We start from the raw sequence: 21,669 nt of genomic DNA on the forward strand, positions 1-21,669 counted from the left end.
CCATTCCCATGAAGACAATTGCTCTGATTGCCGCTGCTGCCCTGGCCCTGCCGATGGCCGCCATGGCCCAGACCAGCTCCACCGGCGCCACCGGCTCCGCAGCGAAGCCGGCCGCCAACACGACCGGCAAGAAGGTCGTCCAGAAGGTGGTGCCCAAGCGCATCATCAAGCGGGTCGAAGAAGCCAAGCCGATCAGCGAAGAAACCGACGTCACCCTGTCGGAGCAGGACCTGAAGGTGGCCGAGACCATCCTGACCGGCACCATCAAGTGCGAACTCGGTGCCAGCGTGAACATCGAGGCCGATCCCAAGAAGCCCGGCTTCTTCACCCTGACGCACGCCGGCGTCAAGTACCGCCTGCACCCGGTCAGCAGCCGCACCGGCGCGGTGCGGCTCGAGGACCCGGTGCGCGAGGCCATGTGGCTGCAGCTCGGCAACAAATCGATGCTCATGAGCCAGAAGCAGGGCCTGCGGCTTGCCGACGAATGCCAGGCGGCCAAGCAGCTCGAGGTGGCCGAGGACATGAAGAAGAACCCGCCCAAGAGCCTGTTCGAAAGCGGCGACGCGGCACCGACCGCCAAGACGCAGTAATCCCGCCAAGGCGCGGCTCTTGCTTCCCAGCGGGAGCCGCCCGCCCATTTGTGTTTCCGGAGAAAAGAAGATGTTGCAAGCCTACGTTGACCATGTCGCCGAGCGCGCCGCGCTCGGCATCCCGCCGCTGCCGCTCACTGCCAAGCAGACCGCCGAGCTGATCGAGCTCATGAAGTCGCCGGCCGTCGCCGACGCCGAGTTCCTGCTCAACCTGCTGACGCACCGCGTGCCCGCGGGCGTGGACGATGCGGCCAAGGTCAAGGCGAGCTACCTCGCGGCCGTCGCGCACGGCACCGAAAAGAGCCTGCTGCTGACGCGCGCCCGGGCGACCGAACTGCTCGGCACCATGCTCGGCGGCTACAACATCGGACCGCTGGTCGACCTGCTCGACGATGCCGAAGTCGGCGGCGTCGCAGCCGAAGGCCTCAAGAAGACCCTGCTGATGTTCGACCAGTTCCACGACGTCAAGGAAAAGGCCGACAAGGGCAATGCCAACGCCCGTGCCGTGCTGCAAAGCTGGGCCGATGCCGAGTGGTTCACCAGCCGTCCCGAAGTGCCGCAAAGCATCACCGTCAGCATCTTCAAGGTGGCCGGCGAAATCAACACCGACGACCTGTCGCCCGCGCCCGACGCGACCACCCGTCCGGACATCCCGATGCACGCGCTCGCGATGCACAAGAACGCCCGCCCCGGCATCGTGCCCGAGGAAGACGGCAAGCGCGGTCCGGTGAAGTTCATCGAGGACCTGCGCGCCCGCGGCCACCTGGTGGCCTACGCCGGCGACGTGGTCGGCACGGGCTCGTCGCGCAAGAGCGCGACCAATTCGGTGTTGTGGTTCACCGGCGAAGACATTCCCTACGTGCCGAACAAGCGCTTCGGCGGCGTCTGCCTGGGCGGCAAGATCGCCCCGATCTTCTACAACACGATGGAAGACTCCGGCGCGCTGCCGATCGAGCTCGACGTCAGCCAGATGAACATGGGCGACGTGGTCGAACTGCGTCCCTACGACGGCAAGGCGCTGAAGGACGGCAAGGTGATTGCCGAGTTCTCGGTCAAGAGCGATGTGCTGTTCGACGAAGTGCGCGCCGGCGGCCGCATTCCGCTGATCATCGGCCGCGGCCTCACGGCCAAGGCACGTGAGGCCCTCGGTCTGCCGGCCTCGACGCTGTTCCGCCTGCCGGTCAGCCCGGTCGACACCAAGAAGGGCTTCTCGCTGGCGCAGAAGATGGTCGGCCGCGCCTGCGGCCTGCCCGAAGGTCAGGGCGTTCGCCCCGGCACCTACTGCGAGCCGAAGATGACCTCGGTCGGCAGCCAGGACACCACCGGCCCGATGACCCGCGACGAACTCAAGGACCTGGCCTGCCTGGGCTTCAGTGCCGACCTGGTCATGCAGTCGTTCTGCCACACGGCGGCCTACCCCAAGAAGGTCGACGTCAAGATGCACCACGAGCTGCCGGACTTCATGGCGACCCGCGGCGGCGTGTCGCTGCGTCCGGGCGACGGCGTGATCCACAGCTGGCTCAACCGCCTGCTGACGCCCGACACGGTCGGCACCGGCGGCGACAGCCACACCCGCTTCCCGATCGGCATCAGCTTCCCGGCCGGCTCCGGCCTGGTGGCCTTCGCGGCCGCCACCGGCGTGATGCCGCTGGACATGCCCGAATCGGTGCTGGTGCGCTTCAAGGGCAAGATGCAGCCCGGCGTGACCCTGCGCGACCTGGTCAACGCGATTCCGCTCTACGCCATCAAGTCGGGCCTGCTGACGGTCGAGAAGAAGGGCAAGAAGAACATCTTCTCGGGCCGCATCCTCGAGATCGAAGGCCTGCCTGATCTGAAGGTCGAGCAAGCCTTCGAGCTGAGCGACGCCTCGGCCGAGCGCTCGGCCGCCGGCTGCACGGTGCACCTCAACAAGGAACCGATCATCGAGTACATCAACAGCAACATCACGCTGATGCGCTGGATGATCGCCGAGGGCTATGCCGACGGCCGCACGCTGGCGCGCCGCATCGCCGCCCAGGAAGCCTGGCTCAAGGATCCGCAGCTGCTCAAGGGCGACGACGATGCCGAGTACGCAGCCGTCATCGAGATCGACCTGGCCGACATCCACGAGCCCATCGTGGCCTGCCCGAACGACCCCGACGACGTCAAGACGCTGTCGGACGTGGCCGGCGCGGCCATCGACGAAGTGTTCATCGGTTCGTGCATGACCAACATCGGCCACTTCCGTGCGGCGTCCAAGCTGCTCGAAGGCAAGCGCGACATCCCGGTCAAGCTGTGGATCGCACCGCCGACCAAGATGGACGCGCAGCAGCTCACCGAGGAAGGCCACTACGGCGTCTTCGGCAATGCCGGCGCGCGCACCGAGATGCCGGGCTGTTCGCTCTGCATGGGCAACCAGGCACAGGTGCGCGAGGGCGCGACCGTGATGTCGACCAGCACGCGCAACTTCCCGAACCGCCTGGGCAAGAACACCAACGTGTACCTTGGCAGCGCCGAGCTGGCCGCAATCTGCTCGCGCCTCGGCCGCATTCCGACGAAGGAGGAATACATGACCAACGTCGGCGTGATCGACGCCTCCAGCGAACAGATCTACCAGTACCTCAACTTCGACAAGATCGACGAGTACAAGGAGATCGCCGACAAGGTCGCTGCCTGAGCTCCCTGTCGCGTCCGACCCCAGCAAAGCCCCGCTCGCGCGGGGCTTTTTTCATGGGCGGCCTGCTCAGGTGACGTTGAGTTTCTTCTGCTCGGCCATGTCGGTGGGCGGGTTGCCGGTGATGGCGGCCTTGGCCATCTTGAACAACTGCACCATCTTGCTGTCGTCGACGTCCCAGTATTCGGCGTCGACGATGCGCACCGCCAGCAGGCCCAGGTTCGGGTCGCCGGCGCCCTTCGGAAACCAGGACTTGGCCATGGTGTTGAAGAGCTCCTCCTTCTTCGCCGCATCTTCCTGCAGCGTGGCCTGGCCCGAGACCGAGACGTAGCTGTCGGCGTCGATGTCGGCGTAGGCGACGTTGACGCTCGGATCGGTGGCGACGTGGCGCGCGATCTCCCCGTCCTTCGGAATGAAGAAGTACAGGGTCGCGCCCTCGTCGAGCTTCTTGTTCTGCGTCGTCAGCGGATGGCTGTGAAGCTGGCCGTCGCTGTGGCGGTGGGTCAGCATGCCGAAGCGGGTGTCCTTGATCAGCTCCCACAGATTGGCTTGTTCGTCGGTTTGGCTCATTCGCGGTTCTCCGGTGTGTATCGGTGGATCGAAGCCCCGACGCTAGGGCCGTCCCGAGCGACGGCATGCGCTGGGCGGGCGCATTTGCGTGTCGTCCAGGACCGACGTGCGTGCGACGCGCTGCCGCCTGTTTTTCAGCGGCCGGCGAGCGTGCTCAGTGCCTTCGCGGTCTGCGCATCGGCCGGAAAGAAGGATTCGACCGCGAGTTCCTGCAAGGTGACGTCGACCGGCGTGCCGAAGATCGTCGTCGTGCTGATGAAGCTCAGCACGCCCTGCGGCGTCACGAGCTGGAAGGGCACGACCACGTTGGAGAGTTCGCCGCCGGCGGCCGGTGCGTCGTGGCTCACCTGGGGTTGCGGGTAGGCGGCCAGCTCGTCGTGCAGCTCGGCCAGCGTGGCGTCGCCGGTGGCGGCGATCTGCTGCTGCAGCCGTTCGAGCAGGTGCGCCCGCCATTGCGCCAGGTTGGCGATCCGCGGCGCCAGGCCGTCCGGATGCAGGCTCAGGCGCAACACGTTGACCGGCGCCTCGACCAGATGCGGGGCCGCGCCGGCCATCAGCATCGGCACCAGCGCGTTGTGCGCCACCAGGTTCCAGTGGCGGTCGACCGCCAGCGCCGGATAGGGTTCGTGGCCCTTGAGCACCAGGTCGACGGCCCGCCGTGCCGCCGCCAGCGCCGGGTCGTCGAGGGAGCGCTGCCGGTACATGGGGGCGTAGCCGGCCGCCACCAGCAGCGCGTTGCGCTCGCGCAGCGGCACGTCGAGCCGTTCCGCCAGCCGCAGCACCATCTCGCGGCTGGGTTCGGCGCGGCCGGTCTCGACATAGCTCAGGTGCCGGGTCGACACCTGCGCCTCGTGGGCCAGGTCGAGCTGGCTCAGGCGCCGGTGCTGGCGCCAGTGTCGAAGGTGGGCGCCGAAGGGGTCGGCCGCGGTCGGGGGGGCGCTGCTCGGGGTGTTCATGGCCGCCATCCTAGTGAAGCGGCGCAGGACGGCCATGACCTGCGAGGTCATCGACCCGGCGCAGCGGGCCGGGGGGCGACTGCAGCCGAGGTCATCGAACCCTGCTATCTTTGAGGCGCTTCCACGAAAACACAGGAGTTTCCACATGGCCAAAGCCCCGGCGCACGCCTTCGCCCCCACGCTCAAGACCTTCAAGACCGCATCGGGCAAGGCCGGAAAGTACTGGTCGCTCAAGGAACTCGCGAAGCAATATCCCAACGTCGCCAAGCTGCCGGTCTCGATCCGCATCGTGCTCGAGTCGGTGCTTCGCAACTGCGACGGCCAGAAGGTGACCGCCGAGCACGTCGAGCAGCTGGCCAACTGGGCGCCCAATGCCGAGCGCACCGACGAGGTGCCCTTCGTCGTCACCCGCGTGGTGCTGCAGGACTTCACCGGCGTGCCGCTGCTGGCCGACCTGGCCGCCATGCGCAGCGTCGCGCAGTCGCTCGGCAAGTCGCCCAAGACCATCGAGCCGCTGGTGCCGGTCGACCTGGTGGTCGACCACTCGGTGATGGTCGACTACTACGGCACGCCCAAGGCGCTCGACCTCAACATGAAGCTCGAGTTCCAGCGCAACAACGAGCGCTACCAGTTCATGAAGTGGGGCATGCAGGCCTTCGACACCTTCGGCGTCGTGCCGCCGGGCTTCGGCATCGTGCACCAGGTCAACCTCGAGTACTTCGCGCGCGGGGTCTACAAGAGCCCGAACGACAAGGGCGAGACGCCGGTGTACTACCCCGACTCGCTGGTCGGCACCGACAGCCACACGACCATGATCAACGGCATCGGCGTGGTCGGCTGGGGGGTGGGCGGGATCGAGGCCGAGGCCGCAATGCTGGGCCAGCCGGTCTACATGCTGACGCCCGACGTGGTCGGCTTCGAACTCACCGGCAAGCTGCGCGAAGGCGTCACCGCCACCGACCTTGTGCTCTACGTGACGGCGATCCTGCGCGGCGAGAAGGTGGTCGGCAAGTTCGTCGAGTTCTTCGGCCCCGGCGCCGCCTCGATCGCGGTGCCCGACCGCGCCACCATCGGCAACATGGCGCCCGAGTACGGCGCCACGATGGGCTTCTTCCCGGTCGACGAGATGACCGTGGCCTACTTCAAGGGCACCGGCCGCACCGATGCCGAGGTCGAGCGCTTCGAGGCCTATTACAAGGCCCAGGGGCTGTTCGGCATGCCGGCGCCGGGCGAGCTCGAATACACCAAGGTCGTCAAGCTTGATCTCGGCACCGTGTCGCCGAGCCTGGCCGGCCCGAAGCGGCCGCAGGACCGCATCGACCTCGGCCACCTGGCGACCAAGTTCTCCGAACTCTACAGCAAGCCGAACGAGGCCAACGGCTTCAACCAGCCGGCCGACACGCTGAAGGTGCGTCATCCGCTGCCGAAGAGCGAGGTCACGATCGGCAATGGCGACGTGCTGATCGCCGCCATCACCTCCTGCACCAACACCTCCAACCCGAGCGTCATGCTGGCAGCCGGCCTGCTGGCCAAGAAGGCGGTCGAGGCGGGCCTGACGGTCAAGCCGCACGTCAAGACTTCGCTGGCGCCCGGCTCCCGCATCGTGACCGAGTACCTCGAGAAGGCGGGCCTCTTGCCTTACCTCGAGAAGCTGGGCTTCTACCTGGCCGGCTACGGCTGCACCACCTGCATCGGCAATGCCGGCGACCTCACGCCCGAGATCAACGAGGCCATCACCCAGAACAACCTGATCGGCGCCGCCGTGCTGTCGGGCAACCGCAATTTCGAAGCCCGCATCCATCCGAACCTCAAGGCCAACTTCCTGGCGTCGCCGCCGCTGGTGGTGGCCTTCGCGATTGCCGGCAATGTGATGGTCGACCTGATGACCGAGCCGGTGGGCAAGGGCAAGAAGGGCCAGGATGTCTACCTTGGCGACATCTGGCCGACGCCGAAGGAGATCGACGACAACCTGCGCTTCGCGATGAACGCCAAGGCCTTCCGCCAGAACTACGAGCAGATCAAGGCCAACCCGGGCAAGCTCTGGAGCAGCATCAAGGGCACCCAGGGCCAAGTCTACGACTGGCCCAAGTCGACCTACATCGCCGAGCCGCCGTTCTTCGAGGGCTTCAAGATGAAGCCGCACGCGAGCGACGCCGGCTTTACAGGGGCGCGCATCATGGCGCTGTTCGGCGACTCGATCACCACCGACCACATCTCGCCGGCCGGCTCGATCAAGGAAAGCTCGCCCGCCGGCATCTGGCTCAAGGCGCACGGCGTGTCCAAGGCCGACTTCAACAGCTACGGTTCGCGCCGCGGCAACCACGACGTGATGATGCGCGGCACCTTCGCCAACGTGCGCATCAAGAACCTCATGATCCCGGCCGATGCCGAGGGTTCGCGCGAGGAGGGCGGACTGACGCTGTTCCAGCCGGGCAACGAGAAGATGTTCATCTACGACGCCGCGATGAAGTACATGGCCGAGGGCGTGCCGACCGTGATCTTCGGCGGCGAGGAATACGGCACCGGGTCGTCGCGCGACTGGGCTGCCAAGGGCACCCAGTTGCTGGGCATCAAGGCCGTGGTGGCGCGCAGCTTCGAGCGCATCCACCGTGCCAACCTGGTGGGCATGGGCGTGCTGCCGCTGCAGTTCCGCGGCGCCGATTCATGGGAGAGCCTGGGCCTGACCGGCGACGAGAAGATCGATGTCGTGATCGGCGGCGAGCTCAAGCCCCAGATGGACGTCAAGATCGTGGTCCACCGGCCGGACGGCAGCCACCAGGAAGTCACGGTGCGCCTGCGCATCGACACGCCGATCGAGGTCGACTACTACAAGCACGGCGGCATCCTGCCGTTCGTGCTGCGGCAGCTGCTCGCCGCCTGACCAGGACCTGACTTCTGCGGCGTTCGCGCGGTCGGACCGCGCGTTCCCGAGGGATTCTTGGGCACATCGCCCCCAACGCCAGAGTTTTCGAGAATAATTCTCATTTTGCAATCTCTGGATTCTGCGGGTGACCACAATGACCGGCGCGGCCTCGGCCGCCATCAGCCTCGATCAGCTTCCCAACCATCAATGGGCCACGGTGCTCGACGTGCTGCGTCCCGACGAGAAGGAGGGGCGGGAGCTGGTGCTGCGCCTGACCGAGATCGGCTTCGTGCCCGGCGAAGCGGTGCGCATCGTCGCCACCGGCGTGCCCGGCCGGGAGCCGCTGGCGGTGCGGCTGGGCCACACCACCTTCGCGCTGCGCCGCCACGAGGCGTCGCTGATCCGCGTGACCCCGGGAGCGGTCGGCCGTGGTTGAAGCGACCCTGAACTTCCAGCCCGGCGTCGCCGTCTCCCTGAGCCCGCCGGAGCGCATCGCGCTGCTCGGCAATCCGAACTGCGGCAAGACCGCGCTGTTCAACCTGCTCACGGGCAGCCGCCAGAAGGTCGCCAACTATGCCGGCGTGACGGTCGAGCGCAAGGAAGGCATCTCGCGCACGGCGGGCGGCCGGCGCGTCTTCGTGCTCGACTTGCCGGGCGCCTACAGCCTCAATGCGCTGTCGGCCGACGAGGCCGTGACGCGCGACGTCGTCACCGGCAAGAGCAGCGAGGCGCTGCCAGACCTGCTGGTCTGCGTGACCGACGCCACCAACCTGCGGCTCAACCTGCGGCTGGTGCTCGAAGCCCGGCGGCTGGGCCTGCCGATGGTGGTGGCGCTCAACATGACCGACATGGCGAAGAAGCAGGGCATCACGGTCGATGCGGCCGTGCTGTCGCGCGAACTCGGCGTGCCGGTGATCGAGACCGTCGGCGTCCACAGCGGCGGGGCCCAGGGCCTGCTCGAAGCCCTCGACGCGCCGGTGGCCGCCGCCATGCCGCAGTCCTGGCATGCGCCCGGCCTCGACGAGGTGCTCGACACCCAGCGCGAGGTGCGCCGCATCCTGGGGCTGGCGGTGCGCGAGCCGACGGGCAGCCTGGCCACCAGCGACCGCATCGACCGCGTCGTGATGCATCCGGTGTGGGGCATGCTGGTGCTCGCGGTCACGATGTTCCTGATGTTCCAGGCCGTGTTCAGCTGGGCCGCGGTGCCGATGGACGCGATCAAGGACGCCACCGCCGCCTTCGGCGAACTGATCAAGCACGTCGTGCCCGAAGGCATGCTCCAGAGCCTGCTGGTCGACGGCATCATCGCCGGCGTCGGCGGGGTCATCGTGTTCCTGCCGCAGATCCTGATCCTGTTCCTGTTCATCCTGGCGCTGGAAGATTCCGGCTACCTGCCGCGGGCCGCGTTCCTCCTCGACCGCGTGATGGGCACTGTCGGACTGTCGGGCCGCTCGTTCATCCCGCTGCTGTCGAGCTTCGCCTGCGCCATCCCGGGCGTGATGGCGACCCGCACCATCAGCAACTGGCGCGACCGCATCACGACCATCATGATCGCGCCGCTGATGACCTGCTCGGCCCGGCTGCCGGTCTATGCCCTGCTCATCGCCGCATTCATTCCGGCGCGCACGGTCGGCGGCGTCTTCAATCTGCAGGGCGTGGTGCTGTTCGCCCTCTATGTGTTCGGCATCGTCTCGGCGATGGCGGTGGCCTGGGTCATGAAGCGCTTCCGCGACAGCCAGCAGCGCTCGCCTCTGATGATGGAGCTGCCGGCCTACCGCTGGCCCAACCTGCGCAACCTGGCGCTGGGCCTCTACGAACGGGCCTGGATCTTCATCCAGCGCGTCGGCACGATCATCCTGACGCTGACCATCCTGCTGTGGTTCCTGTCGACCTTTCCGTCGCCGCCCGAAGGCGCCACCGGACCGGCCATCCAGTACAGCCTGGCGGGCATCATCGGCCGCGGACTCGAGCACATCTTTGCGCCGATCGGCTTCAACTGGCAGATCTCGATCGCGCTGGTGCCGGGCATGGCGGCGCGCGAGGTGGCGGTGGGGGCGCTCGGCACGGTGTATGCGCTGTCCGCCACCGGCGACGACGTCGCGGGCCAGCTGGAGCCCCTGATCGCTGGCAGCTGGTCGCTGGCGACGGCGCTGTCGCTGCTGGTCTGGTATGTGTTCGCGCCCCAGTGCATCTCGACCTTGGCCGCGGTCAAACGCGAGACCGGCTCCTGGCGTTATGTTTGGATCATGGCTGGCTATTTGTTCGCGCTCGCCTACATTGCGTGCTGGATCACCTATCGGGTGGCAACGGCGCTCACAGGAGGATGAGATGACGCAGGAAATCATTGTCGGATTGATCGTCGCGCTGGCCGCGTTCTATGCGCTGTGGCGCTGGATGCCTGCCAACTGGCGCCGCGCGGCCGCGGGCAAGGTGGCCGCCGGAACGCAGCGCGCCGGCCTGGTCGATGCCCAGCGGGCGCAGCAGCTGGCGGCTTCGCTCAGCAAGGCTTCGGGTTGTGGGGCCTGCGACAGCTGCGGCAGTTGCGGCAGCGCCGGCCGGAAGGCCCAAGCCGACGTCCAGACCGCTGCCACGCACTCCCGCTGAGTGCGGCCCATGCCAGCCCATGTCCTGATTGCGGGCGGTGGCATCGCGGGCCTCGCCAGCGCGCTGGCGCTGGCCCGGCGGCGCCACCGGGTCGACCTGCTCGAGCAGGCGGTGGCCTTCGGCGAGGTCGGCGCCGGCATCCAGCTCGGTCCCAACGTGACGCGCCGGCTGCAGCAGCTCGAGGTCTGGGAGCCGCTGGTGCGGATCGCCGCGCGGCCCGATGCGCTGGTGGTTCGCAGCGCCACCGACGGCCGCGAGATCGCCCGCATGCCGCTCGGCAACGCGATGCTGCACAACTACGCCGCCCCCTATTTTTGCGTCCATCGCGCCGACCTGCACGGGGTGCTGCTGGCGGCGGCGCGCGGCACTGGGGCCGTCACGCTGACCACCGCGGCCCGGGTCACCGGCGTGGTCGCGCGCGACCATGCGGTCTGTGTGTCCAGCACCGAGCGCCGGGCCTGGGAGGGCGATGCGCTGATCGGCGCCGACGGCCTCTGGAGCACGGTGCGGCCGTTCGTGCTGGAAGATTCGCCGCCCCGGGCCACCGGCCACACGGCGTGGCGCGCGCTGGTCGATCAGTCGGCCTTGCCGGCCGCGCTGCGCAGCACGCAGGTCACGGTCTGGCTCGGGCCGCGGCTGCACGCGGTGGCCTATCCGGTGCGCCGCGGCGATGCACTCAACTTGGTGGTGCTGGCCGAATCGGCGCCCGCCGGCGATGCGCGCGACTGGGACCAGGCCTCCAGCCTCGCCGCGTTGCAGGCCGCGACCGGGCGCACCAGCGGCGCGCTCCAGGCCCTGTTGGAGGCAGTGCCCGATTGGCGGGCCTGGACCCTCAACGACCGGCCGCCCCTCGCCAGTCCTTCGCAGATGGCGGGCGAACGCATCGCTCTGGTCGGCGATGCGGCGCATCCGATGCTGCCCTACCTCGCCCAGGGGGCGGGCATGGCGATCGAGGACGCCGTGGCGCTGGCGGAGGCCCTGGACGGCGGCGACGCGGCGGCGGTGCCGGCGGCGTTGATGCGCTTCGCCGAGGCGCGCTGGCAGCGCAATGCCCTGGTGCAGGCCCGCGCCCGGCGCAATGGCGGGATCTTCCATGCCACCGGGCTGGTGCGCTTCGGGCGCGACGCCGCCCTGCGGCTGCTGGGGGCGCGATTGCTCGACGTGCCGTGGCTCTACGAGGGTTGATCAGAGGCTGAAGCTCTGCAGATGGTCGACCCGCTTGGCCAGGCCCGCCGGGCCCAGGTAGTGGGTGAGACGGCCCGCATGCACTTCGACCAGGGCGGCTTCGAGCTCGGCGAGCATGCCGTCCCGGGCGGCGGCATAGCTGCCCGCCAGGTCGTCGTGCGAGCGCCCGTAGGCTTCGGCGATCAAGCGTGCGGCCGCTGGCGCGCCGCAGGCCACGCATTCGGCGATCGCGGTGGCGCTGGGCTCGGCCCCGCGCTCCAGCAGCAGGCCGACCAGTTCGGGCGAGACCGCGCTGTCGATGTAGTCGAGCGCATCGTGCGCCACCGGTGCGCCGGCCTGCACCAGCGCCTGCGCGGCCTGGTGGGCGCCGTGGCTCAGGGCCAGGTCGGTGGCGATCGCGCTGCCCAGCAGCGGGCCGTCGAGCGTCACGTCGGCGGCCGCCAGGCGCCCGACCAGTTCGGCGTCGTCGGTGGCGATCGCATGCCGCAGCGCGACGCGTGCCAGCGGGGCGTCCTGTGCCAGCGTGCCGGCCGCCAGCGGCGTGCGCCAGTCGACCATGGCGCGCCGGTAGAAGGCGATCAGCCGGTCCATCAGCTCGAGTGACAGGCCGTGCTCCTGGTGGCGCTGGTCGAGGTATTCGAGCAGCGCCTGGCCGGTGAAGTAGTCGCCCGCCGGTGCCAGCGGGTCCTCGTCGAGCTGCAGCGCCTCGAAGGCGGCGCACAGGTCGTGGGCGACGGTGGTCATGCCGTCCTCGTGCATCTCGTGCGCCCAGGGCGCCGGCAGACCCTGCTTCCAGGCCAGCACGTGGCCGTAGTCGGGGCCGGGCTCGACCACGGCGTAGACCCGGTCGCAGTCCTCGAAGCCGCCGAAGGGCAGCAGCGTGAGCTTGCCGTCCCAGGCCTCGCCGCTGGCCGCGGCCGCTTCCTGCGCGCCCTGGCGCTCGTGGTCGATCCACCCCTGCAGGTCGTGCGGGCCGTCGCCGCCGTTGTAGAAAAGCTCGCTCCAGACCACCGACTCCTCGTTGCCGTTCATGTGCAGGTGGAGGTCGTAGTCGATGCGCCCGCCGGCCGTCAGGCGCCAGAGCGACAGCAGCTCCGGCGGCAGCGGCCCGGCGCACTGGGCCTGCAGCGCCGCGACCTGGGTTTCGTCCATTGGGGGGCGGGCGTCGAAGATCACACGGCGCGCGAACAGCGCGATGCCGTGCGAGCGCAGCTGCGCGAGTTCCTCATCACCGAAGAAATCGTTGTCCATCGTTGTCTCCTCTCTTTGTTGTCGATGCGAAGCTGCGAAGGACGCCGCGCGGGCTGCCTAGAGGTCGGTCCGCAGCTTCCAGATCTCCGGGAACAGCACCACGTCGAGCATCTTGCGCAGATAGCTTACGCCGCCCGTGCCGCCGGTGCCACGCTTGAAGCCGATCACGCGCTCGACCGTGGTCACGTGGCGGAAGCGCCAGAGGCGGAAGGCGTCTTCGAGGTCGGTGAGTTCTTCGCCGAGTTGGTAGAGCTCCCAGTGCTTCTTGGGTTCGCGGTAGGCGACCAGCCAGGCCTGCTCGACACCGTCGCTGGCCTCGTAGGGCTTCGACCAGTCGCGCTCCAGGTGGTCGGCCGGCACGTCGAGGCCGCGGCGCGCCAGCAGCCGCAGCGCCTCGTCGTACAGCGATGGCGCGCGCCAGGCGGCCTCGACCTCGGCCAGCAGCTCGGGGCGGTGCGCGTGGGGCTTGAGCATCGCGGCGTTCTTGTTGCCGAGCGCGAATTCGATGCAGCGGTACTGCCAGCTCTGGAAGCCGCTGGAGGCGCCGAGGTAGGGCCGCATGGCGCTGTATTCGGGCGGTGTCATGGTCGCCAGCACGTCCCAGGCATGCACCAGCTGCTCCATGATCCGCGACACACGCGCCAGCATCTTGAAGGCGCTGGAGAGGTCGTCCTCGGCGATGGCGCGGATAGCGGCGCGCAGTTCGTGCAGCATGAGCTTCATCCAGAGCTCGCTGGTCTGGTGCTGGACGATGAACAGCAGCTCGTCGTGCGCCGGCGAGCGCGGATGCTGTGCGGTCAGGATCTGGTCGAGGCTCAGGTAGTCGCTGTAGCTCATCGAGGCGCTGAAGTCGAGCTGCGCCTTTTCGTCGTGGACGATTTTTTCGGTACTCATGACAGTCCTTGGCCTCAGGTCACCGCGAGCTTCTGGTTGAACTCGGGTCGTTTCCATTCTTCGCGGTCGAGCACCTGCACCAGGTGCTCGACCGCGTTCCATACATCTTCGAAGCCGAGGTAGAGCGGCGTGAAGCCGAAGCGCAGGATGTCGGGCATCTGCGCATCGCCGGCCCTGAAGTCGCCGATCACGCCGCGGGCGATCAGCGCCTGCACCATCGCATAGGCGCCCGGCCCGCCGTCGTTCAGGGCCAGGCAGACCTGCGAGCCGCGCCGCGCATGCTCGCGCGGCGTCACCAGCGCGAAGCGCCCGGCGCAGCGCTGCTCGACCAGCGTGATGAAGGTGTCGGTCAGCGCCAGCGACTTGGCGCGCAGCGCCGCCATCGGGCCCTGACCGGCGTCGAAGGGCTCGGCGGCCAGCACGCTGTCGAGCCCGCATTCGAGCCCGGCCAAGGCGATGATCGGCTGGGTGCCGCACAGGTAGCGGGCGACGCCCGGCGCCGGCCGGTAGTGCGGCGTGAACTCGAAGGGCGCCGCATGGCCCCACCAGCCCGAAAGCGGCTGCGTGAACTGGCCGGCGTGGCGCGTGTGCACCCAGACGAAGGCCGGCGCGCCGGGGCCGCCGTTCAGGTACTTGTAGCCGCAGCCGATCGCGAAGTCGGCCTCGCTGTCGTTGAGCGCCACCGGCACCGCGCCGGCACTGTGGGCGAGGTCCCACACCGTCAGCGCGCCCACCGCGTGGGCCGCGGCCGTGACGGCCTTCATGTCGTGCATGGCGCCGGTGCGGTAGTTGACGTGGGTCAGCATCAGCACCGCGACCTGCTGGTCGAGCGCCGCGGGCAGCTCGTCGGCCTCGATCAGCCGGAGCGTGAAGCCGCGTTCGCGGCAGATCGACTCGGCGATGTAGAGGTCGGTCGGGAAGTTGCTGCGCTCGCTGAGCACGACGCGGCGCTGCGGGCTGGCGTCGGGCGTCGCCAGCAGCACCTGGCTCAGGGCCGCGAACAGTACCTTGTAGAGATTGATCGAGGTGCTGTCGGTGCAGACCACCTCGCCCGGCGCGGCGCCGACCAGCCGCGCGACCTTGTCGCCGAGCCGCTGCGGCAGGTCGAACCAGCCGGCGCTGTTCCAGGAACGGATCAGGCCTTCGCCCCATTCCTTGGCGACCACCTCGGCGATGCGGGCCGGCGCGGTCTTCGGCAGCACGCCGAGCGAGTTGCCGTCGAGGTAGATAACGCCCTCGGGCAGCATGAAGCGGTCGCGCAGCGCGGCCAGCGGGTCTTCGGCGTCGAGGCGCCGGCAATCATCGAGTGTCATGGGGATTCCGGATTGAGTTCGCGCAGGACCGCGCGCACCGGCGAGGCATCGGCGCTCACCAGTTTCAGGGGCAGGGCGATCAGTTCGTAGTCGCCCTCGGGCACCTCGTCGAGCACCAGGTTCTCGAGCACGCGCAGGCCGAGCCGGCGGATCACCTGGTGGCTGTCGAGGGTTTTGCTGTCGGCCGGATCGATGCTGGCGGTGTCGATGCCGACCAGCGTCACGCCGAGGGCCGCGAGGCGCTCGATGGTGGCCGGCGCGTAGGCGGCGAGGGCGCCGTCCCAGCGTTCGACCGGTGCCCGCCGGTAGGTGCGCACCAGCACCCGCGGCGGCAGGTCGTCGAGGGCGTGCGCGATGTGCGCCCACTCGATCAGCGGGCCGCGCTCGATCGCATGGATCACGCGGCAGCGGCCGAGGAAGGGCGCGAGCGCGACCTCGCCGATGGGCGCGCCGGCGGGGTCGTAGTGCAGCGGTGCGTCGGCATGGGCGCCGACGTGCGGCGACAGGCTGATCTCGCTGACGTTGACCGGGCAGCCGGGCGCGATCGTCGCGGCCCAGCGCTGCCGATAGGGCGTGTCGCCGGGGAAGACCGGCGCGCCCTCATGCACCGGCGGCGAGATATCCCAGAGGCGTTGATTCGACATGGCGCAAAGTTAGCGCCATGCGAAGGGTCGTGGTGTCGGTTATTTCCAACAGGCTTTGAAACGAAGATGCAGCGGGCTCAGGCGACCGGCCCCAGCAGCAGGAACTCCATCAGCGCCTTCTGCACGTGCATCCGGTTCTCGGCCTCGTCCCAGACCACCGACTGCGGGCCGTCGATCACGTCGGCCTCGACCTCCTCGCCGCGGTGCGCCGGCAGGCAGTGCATGAAGAGCGCATCGGACTGGGCCACGCGCATCATCTCGGTGTCGACGCACCAGTCGGCGAAGGCGGCGCGGCGGGTCTCGTTCTCGGCCTCGTAGCCCATGCTGGTCCAGACGTCGGTGGTCACCAGGTCGGCGCCGCGGCACGCTTCCATCGGGTCCTTGAAGACCTGGTAGCTGGCGCTCGAGCGCAGCCCGGCGACCGACTGGTCGACCTCGTAGCCGCTCGGCGTGCTGACGTGCACCTTGAAGCCCAGGATCTCGCTGGCCTGCAGCCAGGTATTGGCCATGTTGTTGCCATCGCCGACCCAGGCCACGGTCTTGCCCGCGATCGAGCCGCGGTGCTCGATGAAGGTGAAGATGTCGGCCAGGATCTGGCAGGGGTGGAACTCGTTGGTCAGGCCGTTGATGACCGGCACCCGCGAATGGGCCGCGAAGGCCTCGATCTTGGTCTGCTCGTACGTGCGGATCATCACCAGGTCGACCATCCGGCTGATGACCTTGGCGCTGTCCTCGATCGGCTCGGCGCGGCCCAGCTGGCTGTCGCCGGTGGTCAGGTGCACCACGCTGCCGCCGAGCTGGTACATGCCGGCCTCGAAGCTCACGCGGGTGCGTGTGGAGGCCTTCTCGAAGATCATCGCCAGCGTGCGGTCGACCAGCGGCTGGTGGCGCTCGTAGGCCTTGAACTTCTTCTTGATCAGCGCCGCGCGCGCGAACAGGTGGGCGTAGTCGCCGGCATCGAAATCCGAAAATTGCAGGTAGTGCCGGATCGCGGTCGTGTTCATGGTTGAGGCTCCGTGAGGAAGGCCTTCACCAGCGGCGCCAGGATCGCGACGATCTCGTCGGCTTCGGCGATGCTGAGGATCAGCGGCGGCACCAGCCGGATCACGCTGTCGGCCGTGACGCTCAGCAGCAGGCCGGCGTCGCAGGCGCGGCCGAGGATCACGCCGCAGGGACGGTCGAGCTCGATGCCCAGCATCAGGCCCTGGCCGCGGATTTCCTTCACACCGGCCAGGCCCGCGAATTCGCGCTCCAGCGCCGCCTTCAGGTGGGCGCCGACGGTGGCGGCGTTCTCGAGCAGGTTCTGCTCTTCCATGATCCGGATGGTCTCGATGCCGGCGCGCATGGCCAGCGGGTTGCCGCCGAAGGTGGTGCCATGGTTGCCCGGGCCGAAGATGTGGGCGGCGCGCGGGCCGGCGACCACCGCGCCGATCGGCACGCCCGAGCCCAGGCCCTTGGCCAGCGGCATCACGTCCGGCTTGATGCCCGCCCATTGGTGGGCGAACCACTTGCCGGTGCGGCCCATGCCGCATTGCACCTCGTCGATCATCATGAGCCAGTCGCGCTGATCGCAGAGCGCGCGCACCTGGCGCAGGTATTCCCAGCGCATCGGATGGATGCCGCCTTCGCCCTGGATGGTCTCGAAGAACACGGCGACCACGTTCGGATTGCCCTCGGTGGCCTTCTTGAGCGCATCGATGTCGTTCAGCGGCACGCGGATGAAGCCCTCGACCAGCGGGCCGAAGCCCTGCTGCACCTTGGGATTGCCGGTGGCCGACAGCGTGGCGATGCTGCGGCCATGGAACGCGGCCTCGTAGACCACGATCTCGGGCCGCTCGATGCCCTTGTCATGGCCGAACTTGCGCGCCAGCTTGAGCGCGGCTTCGTTGGCCTCCAGGCCGGTGCAGCAGAAGAAGGCGTTGGTCAGGCCCGACAGCTCAGTCAGCTTCGTCGCGAGCTGCTCCTGGCCCGGCACGTGGTAGTAGTTGGAGCTGTGGATCAGCTTCGAGATCTGGTCCTGCAGCGCGGGCACCAGTTCGGGGTGGTTGTGGCCCAGCGTGTTGACCGCGATGCCGCCCAGGCCGTCGAGGTAGGCGCGGCCGTTGGTGTCCCAGACTCGGCAGCCCTGGCCGTGCGACAGCGCGATCGGCAGGCGACCGTAGGTGTTCATGACGTGGGGCGACGAGGGGACAACATTGGCGCTCATGCGGATCTCCGGAAAAGGGAACGCGGATTCTAGGCGGCCGGTCGCGACAGTTCAGTGAGGATTGCGCATCACAGCAATGCCCCCAGGCGTGTCGCCCGGGGGACCCCCGGATAGAATCTTGTGCGGCGCAGCAACTGCTCGCGCTTTTCTCTCGCCAACAGATGGTCTCTCCAAACGCCAAAGAAATCTTCATTCAGGGAATCACCCAGGATGGCCGCACTTTTCGTCCCAGCGACTGGGCCGAGCGACTGGCGGGCGTGATGTGCTCTTTCCGCCCCGGCGGCCCGCAGCCCGGCAGCCACCTGAACTATTCGCCCTGGTGCGTGCCGACCGTGATCAACGGCATCAAGTGCGTGGTGGTGAACCGCGAATTGCGCGATTTCGAGCCGATGGCCTGGGATTTTTGCGTCAACTTCGCCAAGGACAACGGCTTGCAGGTGGCCGAGGCCTGCCTGGTGCCCGACGCGCCGACCCTGCCCAAGACCTCCGCCTGAATCGAACGCCCATGAAAAAACCGCCCGAAGGCGGTTTTTCACTTTGCTGCAGCGCACCCCGATCAAACGGCGGATCGGCGAACCGATCCGGGCTGTTTGCCTGATAGCGTCAGGCGGCGACTGCCTTTTCAGGGGCGAGGGCCAGGGCCTTGACCTTGGCCGACAGGCGGCTCTTGTCGCGAGCGGCCTTGTTCTTGTGGAAGATGCCCTTGTCGGCGACGGTGTCGACGATGCTCTGGGCCTTCGCGAAGGCTTCTGCCGCCTTGGTCTTGTCGCCGGCCAGCACGGCCTTCTCGACATTCTTCACGGCGGTGCGGTATTTGGAGCGCAGCGAGGTGTTCGCGGCGTTGAGCTTGACGTCCTGGCGGACGCGTTTACGGCCCGACGCGAGGCGCGGGTTCTTCTTCTTGGGCTTGGCGGATGCCATATTCAGTGTTCCTTGAGGGTCTGGGGATGATGCAGCAAAGCCCTCCATTATAGGCGAGTTGCGGCAAACCGTCGCCAGACGCCGGGAGAGCACGCGCGGGCGCCTACACTTCTGCTCCGTGTCCCTGTTCAAATCCGCCTCCACCGTCTCGCTCCTGACGCTCGCCTCCCGGGTGACCGGCCTCATCCGCGACGTCCTCATGACCTCGGTGTTCGGCGTCAGCGCGATGACCGACGCCTTCTACGTCGCCTTCCGCATCCCGAACCTGTTCCGGCGGGTGTTCGGCGAGGGCGCCTTCAGCCAGGCCTTCGTGCCGGTGCTGGCCGCCTCCCGGACCGAACACGGCGACGCCGGCGCCAAGGCGCTGGTCGATCACGTGGCGACCCTGCTGACCTGGACCCTGGTGGTGGTCTGCGCGCTGGGCGTCGTCGGCGCGCCGCTGATGGTCTGGGCCATGGCCAGCGGCCTGCAGAAGAACCCGCAGGGCTTCGACGCCGCGGTGGTCATGACGCGCTGGATGTTCCCCTACATCGGCTTCATGTCGCTGGTGGCCCTGGCCGGCGGCGTGCTCAACACCTGGCGCAAGTTCGCGGTGCCGGCGGCCTCGCCGGTGCTGCTGAACCTGGCGCTGATCGCGGCGATCGTGGGAGGGGCGCCGCTGTTCAGGCGCCTGGGCATCGAGCCGATCTATGCCCAGTGCGTGGGCGTGATGGTGGGCGGCATGATGCAGCTGGCGATCCAGGTCCCGGCCCTGCGCGGCCTGGGCATGATGCCGCGCATCGGGGCCAGCTTCGGCGCGCTGCGCGCCGCCTGGCGCGACCCGACCACCCGCCGCGTGATGCGGCTCATGCTGCCGGCGCTGATCGGCGTCAGCGTGGCCCAGATCTCGTTGCTGATCAACACCCAGATCGCCTCCCACCTGGCGACCGGCAGCGTCAGCTGGATCACCAACGCCGACCGCCTGATGGAGTTCCCGACAGCGATGCTGGGCGTTGCGCTCGGCGTGGTGTTGATGCCGCAGCTGGCCAGCGCCCGCGCCGCCAAGGACGACGCCCGCTATTCGGCGATGCTGGACTGGGGCCTGCGCCTGGTGGTGCTGCTGGCGGTGCCCTGCGCCCTGGCGCTGCTGGTGTTCGCACGCCCGCTGGTGGCGGTGCTCTTCCACAACGGCGAATTCAGCGCGCTGCATGTGCAGCGCACCAGCGTGGCGCTGATGGGCTACGGCGTCGGCCTGGTCGGCCTGGTGGCGATCAAGGTGCTCGCGCCCGGCTACTACGCGAAGCAGGACACCCGCACGCCGATGCTGATCGCGGTCGGGGTGCTGGTGCTGACCCAGATTCTCAACGTCTTCCTGGTGCCGCTGCTGCAGCACGCGGCGCTGACGCTCACCATCAGCATCGGGGCGCTGGTCAACGCGCTGTGGCTGCTGGTCGGGCTGATCCGGCGCGGCAGCTACCGGCCGCTGCCGGGCTGGGGAAAATTCGTGCTCCAGGTGCTTTTCGCCAGCCTGGTGCTCGGCGCGCTGCTGGTCTGGGGCGATCGCCATTTCGACTGGATCGGCCTGCAGGCGCATCGGCTGCAGCGCATCGGCCTGCTGGCCGCGCTGGTCGCGGGCGGGGCGCTGCTCTATTTCGCGGTGCTGGCGCTGACCGGGCTCAAGCTGCGCAGCTTCGTGCGCCGCTGATCGACGCGTTTTCGCTCGCGCCTTGACGGTCTCCGTCCGCTCCTCTACAAAGACACATGACGTTCCGCTTCTCGACGCCCACCGCTCTCGAATACTTCGAATCGCTCGTCAAGAGCGACGAGCAGTTCCCGCTGCTGGAGGCGGCCGCCAGCCTGGCGCAGGACGAATACCCCGAACTCGACGTCCAGCAGGTGCTGGGCGATGTCGACCAGCTGCTCGCGCGCCTCAAGCGGCGCCTGCCGGCCGACGCGGCGCCGCTGCACCGGCTGCGCTCTCTCAACCAGTTCTTCTTCCATGACCTGAGCTTCGGCGGCAACGTCAACGACTACTACGACCCCGACAACAGCTACCTCAACGCTGTGCTGCGCACCCGCCGCGGCATCCCGATCTCGCTCGCGGTGCTCTGGATGGAGCTGGCGCAGGGGCTGGGCCTGCAGGCCCGGGGCGTCGGCTTTCCGGGCCATTTCATGCTCAAGGTCACGCTGCCGAAGGGGCAGGTGGTGATCGATCCCTTCACCGGCAAGTCGCTCTCGCGCGAAGAGCTCAGCGAGCGCCTCGAGCCCTACAAGCGCAGCAACGGCCTGGTCGGCGATTTCGACGTTCCGCTCGGCCTGTACCTGCAGCCGGCGACGCCGCGCGAAATCATCGGGCGCATGCTGCGCAACCTGAAGGAAATCCACCAGGCCCAGGAAGACTGGCAGCGTGCCATCGCGGTCCAGGACCGGCTGGTGGCGCTGCTGCCCGAAGCCTGGGGCGAGCACCGCGACCGCGGGCTGGCCCACGCCGAGCAGGGCAATGCCGCGTTGGCGGTGCGCGACCTCGAGACCTACCTCGCGCATGCCGAGGACGCGCTCGACCTCGACGCGATCGCCGAGCGGGTGGCCGCGCTGCGCCGGGCGGAGTTCTGATGGAATCCGCCAAGGCGCCGCTGGCCGACCTTGGTACCCGGCACCAGTTCCACGGCGTCCAGCCGGTGCTGCCTGTGGCCGATGCGGCGCGCGCGGCGCGATATTTCTGCGACGTGCTGGGCTTCGACCTGGACTTCATCGCCGGCGAGCCGCCGAGCTATGCGCGAGTCAAGAAGGGCGACCGAAGCTATGGCGACCCGGTCTACCTGCGCCTCTGGCAGTGCGGTCGGCGCGAGGCCAGCCCGTGGCGCGGCGAGATCGTGATCCATGTCGGGCAGGACATCGACGGCCTGCATGCGGCCTACGTGAAACGCGGGGTCGACGTGGTCGAAGCGCCCACCTCCCAGCCCTGGGGCCTGCGCGAATTCGCCATCCGGGAGCCCGACGGGCACGTTCTTCGATTCTGCGGATATCTCTAGCTCAGCGC

The 21,669-nt window shown here is 68.4% G+C and carries 20 protein-coding genes; 11 read left to right on the forward strand and 9 right to left on the reverse strand.

Annotated features, from left to right (window positions below; genetic code table 11):
• Window positions 1–8 precede the first annotated feature (8 nt).
• Window positions 9–590, forward strand: coding sequence for a hypothetical protein (locus QZH52_RS05225; protein WP_301805049.1), 582 nt, complete (start codon window positions 9–11; stop codon window positions 588–590).
• 70 nt (window positions 591–660) lie between these two features.
• A complete protein-coding gene (locus tag QZH52_RS05230) occupies window positions 661–3,246 on the forward strand; it encodes a bifunctional aconitate hydratase 2/2-methylisocitrate dehydratase (protein ID WP_286536993.1) in 2,586 nt (861 codons plus the stop codon).
• A 66-nt stretch (window positions 3,247–3,312) separates the two neighbouring features.
• Here the strand turns inward: QZH52_RS05230 and QZH52_RS05235 are convergent, their stop codons facing one another.
• Entirely contained in the window at window positions 3,313–3,813 is a 501-nt protein-coding gene (locus tag QZH52_RS05235; protein ID WP_301805053.1) for a pyridoxamine 5'-phosphate oxidase family protein, read from the reverse strand.
• Window positions 3,814–3,947: 134 nt separating this feature from the next.
• Window positions 3,948–4,769 (reverse strand): helix-turn-helix domain-containing protein, encoded by an 822-nt coding sequence (locus QZH52_RS05240; RefSeq protein ID WP_436411541.1) that lies wholly within the window; start codon window positions 4,767–4,769, stop codon window positions 3,948–3,950.
• Window positions 4,770–4,914: 145 nt separating this feature from the next.
• Here QZH52_RS05240 and acnA point away from each other — a divergent pair, with 145 nt between their 5' ends.
• The 5 genes from acnA to QZH52_RS05265 all read left to right on the forward strand — a co-directional run bounded on the left by acnA (window position 4,915) and on the right by QZH52_RS05265 (window position 11,421).
• The gene (gene acnA, locus QZH52_RS05245) at window positions 4,915–7,650 is read left to right on the forward strand and encodes an aconitate hydratase AcnA (protein WP_301805055.1); all 2,736 of its coding nucleotides are present in this window, start codon (window positions 4,915–4,917) and stop codon (window positions 7,648–7,650) included.
• 136 nt (window positions 7,651–7,786) lie between these two features.
• Window positions 7,787–8,068, forward strand: a complete 282-nt coding sequence (locus QZH52_RS05250; protein ID WP_286537041.1) for a FeoA family protein — start codon at window positions 7,787–7,789, stop codon at window positions 8,066–8,068.
• Window positions 8,061–9,959: a ferrous iron transporter B gene (gene feoB / locus QZH52_RS05255; protein WP_436411542.1), complete on the forward strand. Its 1,899-nt coding sequence runs from the start codon at window positions 8,061–8,063 to the stop codon at window positions 9,957–9,959. Before QZH52_RS05250 ends, feoB begins: the two co-directional genes overlap by 8 nt.
• A 1-nt stretch (window position 9,960) precedes the next feature.
• A complete protein-coding gene (locus QZH52_RS05260; RefSeq protein WP_301805058.1) occupies window positions 9,961–10,236 on the forward strand; it encodes a DUF6587 family protein in 276 nt (91 codons plus the stop codon).
• A 9-nt stretch (window positions 10,237–10,245) separates the two neighbouring features.
• Window positions 10,246–11,421: an FAD-dependent monooxygenase gene (locus tag QZH52_RS05265; protein ID WP_301805061.1), complete on the forward strand. Its 1,176-nt coding sequence runs from the start codon at window positions 10,246–10,248 to the stop codon at window positions 11,419–11,421.
• On the opposite strand, the gene QZH52_RS05270 is transcribed toward QZH52_RS05265, so the two are convergent.
• The 6 genes from QZH52_RS05270 to QZH52_RS05295 all read right to left on the reverse strand — a co-directional run bounded on the left by QZH52_RS05270 (window position 11,422) and on the right by QZH52_RS05295 (window position 17,729).
• Window positions 11,422–12,672, reverse strand: coding sequence for an SMI1/KNR4 family protein (locus QZH52_RS05270; protein WP_301805064.1), 1,251 nt, complete (start codon window positions 12,670–12,672; stop codon window positions 11,422–11,424).
• Between the two features lie 57 nt (window positions 12,673–12,729).
• Window positions 12,730–13,566, reverse strand: coding sequence for a tryptophan 2,3-dioxygenase (kynA, locus tag QZH52_RS05275; protein ID WP_301805068.1), 837 nt, complete (start codon window positions 13,564–13,566; stop codon window positions 12,730–12,732).
• 14 nt (window positions 13,567–13,580) lie between these two features.
• On the reverse strand, window positions 13,581–14,879 hold the full coding sequence (gene kynU, locus QZH52_RS05280) for a kynureninase (protein ID WP_301805071.1): 1,299 nt from the start codon (window positions 14,877–14,879) through the stop codon (window positions 13,581–13,583).
• Window positions 14,876–15,523 carry an arylformamidase gene (gene kynB / locus QZH52_RS05285; protein ID WP_301805073.1) on the reverse strand — a complete coding sequence of 216 codons (648 nt, stop codon included), beginning with the start codon at window positions 15,521–15,523 and terminating at the stop codon, window positions 14,876–14,878. Before kynB ends, kynU begins: the two co-directional genes overlap by 4 nt.
• A 77-nt stretch (window positions 15,524–15,600) precedes the next feature.
• Entirely contained in the window at window positions 15,601–16,527 is a 927-nt protein-coding gene (gene argF / locus QZH52_RS05290; protein ID WP_301805074.1) for an ornithine carbamoyltransferase, read from the reverse strand.
• Window positions 16,524–17,729 carry an aspartate aminotransferase family protein gene (locus QZH52_RS05295; RefSeq protein ID WP_301805076.1) on the reverse strand — a complete coding sequence of 402 codons (1,206 nt, stop codon included), beginning with the start codon at window positions 17,727–17,729 and terminating at the stop codon, window positions 16,524–16,526. Before QZH52_RS05295 ends, argF begins: the two co-directional genes overlap by 4 nt.
• Window positions 17,730–17,890: 161 nt before the next feature.
• Here QZH52_RS05295 and QZH52_RS05300 point away from each other — a divergent pair, with 161 nt between their 5' ends.
• Entirely contained in the window at window positions 17,891–18,223 is a 333-nt protein-coding gene (locus QZH52_RS05300; RefSeq protein WP_286526800.1) for a DUF3579 domain-containing protein, read from the forward strand.
• Between the two features lie 109 nt (window positions 18,224–18,332).
• On the opposite strand, the gene rpsT is transcribed toward QZH52_RS05300, so the two are convergent.
• On the reverse strand, window positions 18,333–18,650 hold the full coding sequence (gene rpsT / locus QZH52_RS05305; RefSeq protein WP_286526799.1) for a 30S ribosomal protein S20: 318 nt from the start codon (window positions 18,648–18,650) through the stop codon (window positions 18,333–18,335).
• Window positions 18,651–18,768: 118 nt separating this feature from the next.
• Here rpsT and murJ point away from each other — a divergent pair, with 118 nt between their 5' ends.
• From murJ to QZH52_RS05320, 3 genes are read left to right on the forward strand one after another with little or no spacing between them, the layout of a single operon-like run.
• Window positions 18,769–20,334, forward strand: coding sequence for a murein biosynthesis integral membrane protein MurJ (gene murJ, locus QZH52_RS05310; protein ID WP_301805080.1), 1,566 nt, complete (start codon window positions 18,769–18,771; stop codon window positions 20,332–20,334).
• A 56-nt stretch (window positions 20,335–20,390) separates the two neighbouring features.
• On the forward strand, window positions 20,391–21,242 hold the full coding sequence (locus QZH52_RS05315) for a SirB1 family protein (RefSeq protein WP_286537007.1): 852 nt from the start codon (window positions 20,391–20,393) through the stop codon (window positions 21,240–21,242).
• A complete protein-coding gene (locus QZH52_RS05320) occupies window positions 21,242–21,661 on the forward strand; it encodes a bleomycin resistance protein (protein WP_301805085.1) in 420 nt (139 codons plus the stop codon). Before QZH52_RS05315 ends, QZH52_RS05320 begins: the two co-directional genes overlap by 1 nt.
• Window positions 21,662–21,669 lie beyond the last annotated feature (8 nt).

Origin of the sequence: Variovorax ginsengisoli (assembly GCF_030486595.1) — a bacterium.
GTDB lineage: Bacteria > Pseudomonadota > Gammaproteobacteria > Burkholderiales > Burkholderiaceae_C > Variovorax > Variovorax ginsengisoli_B.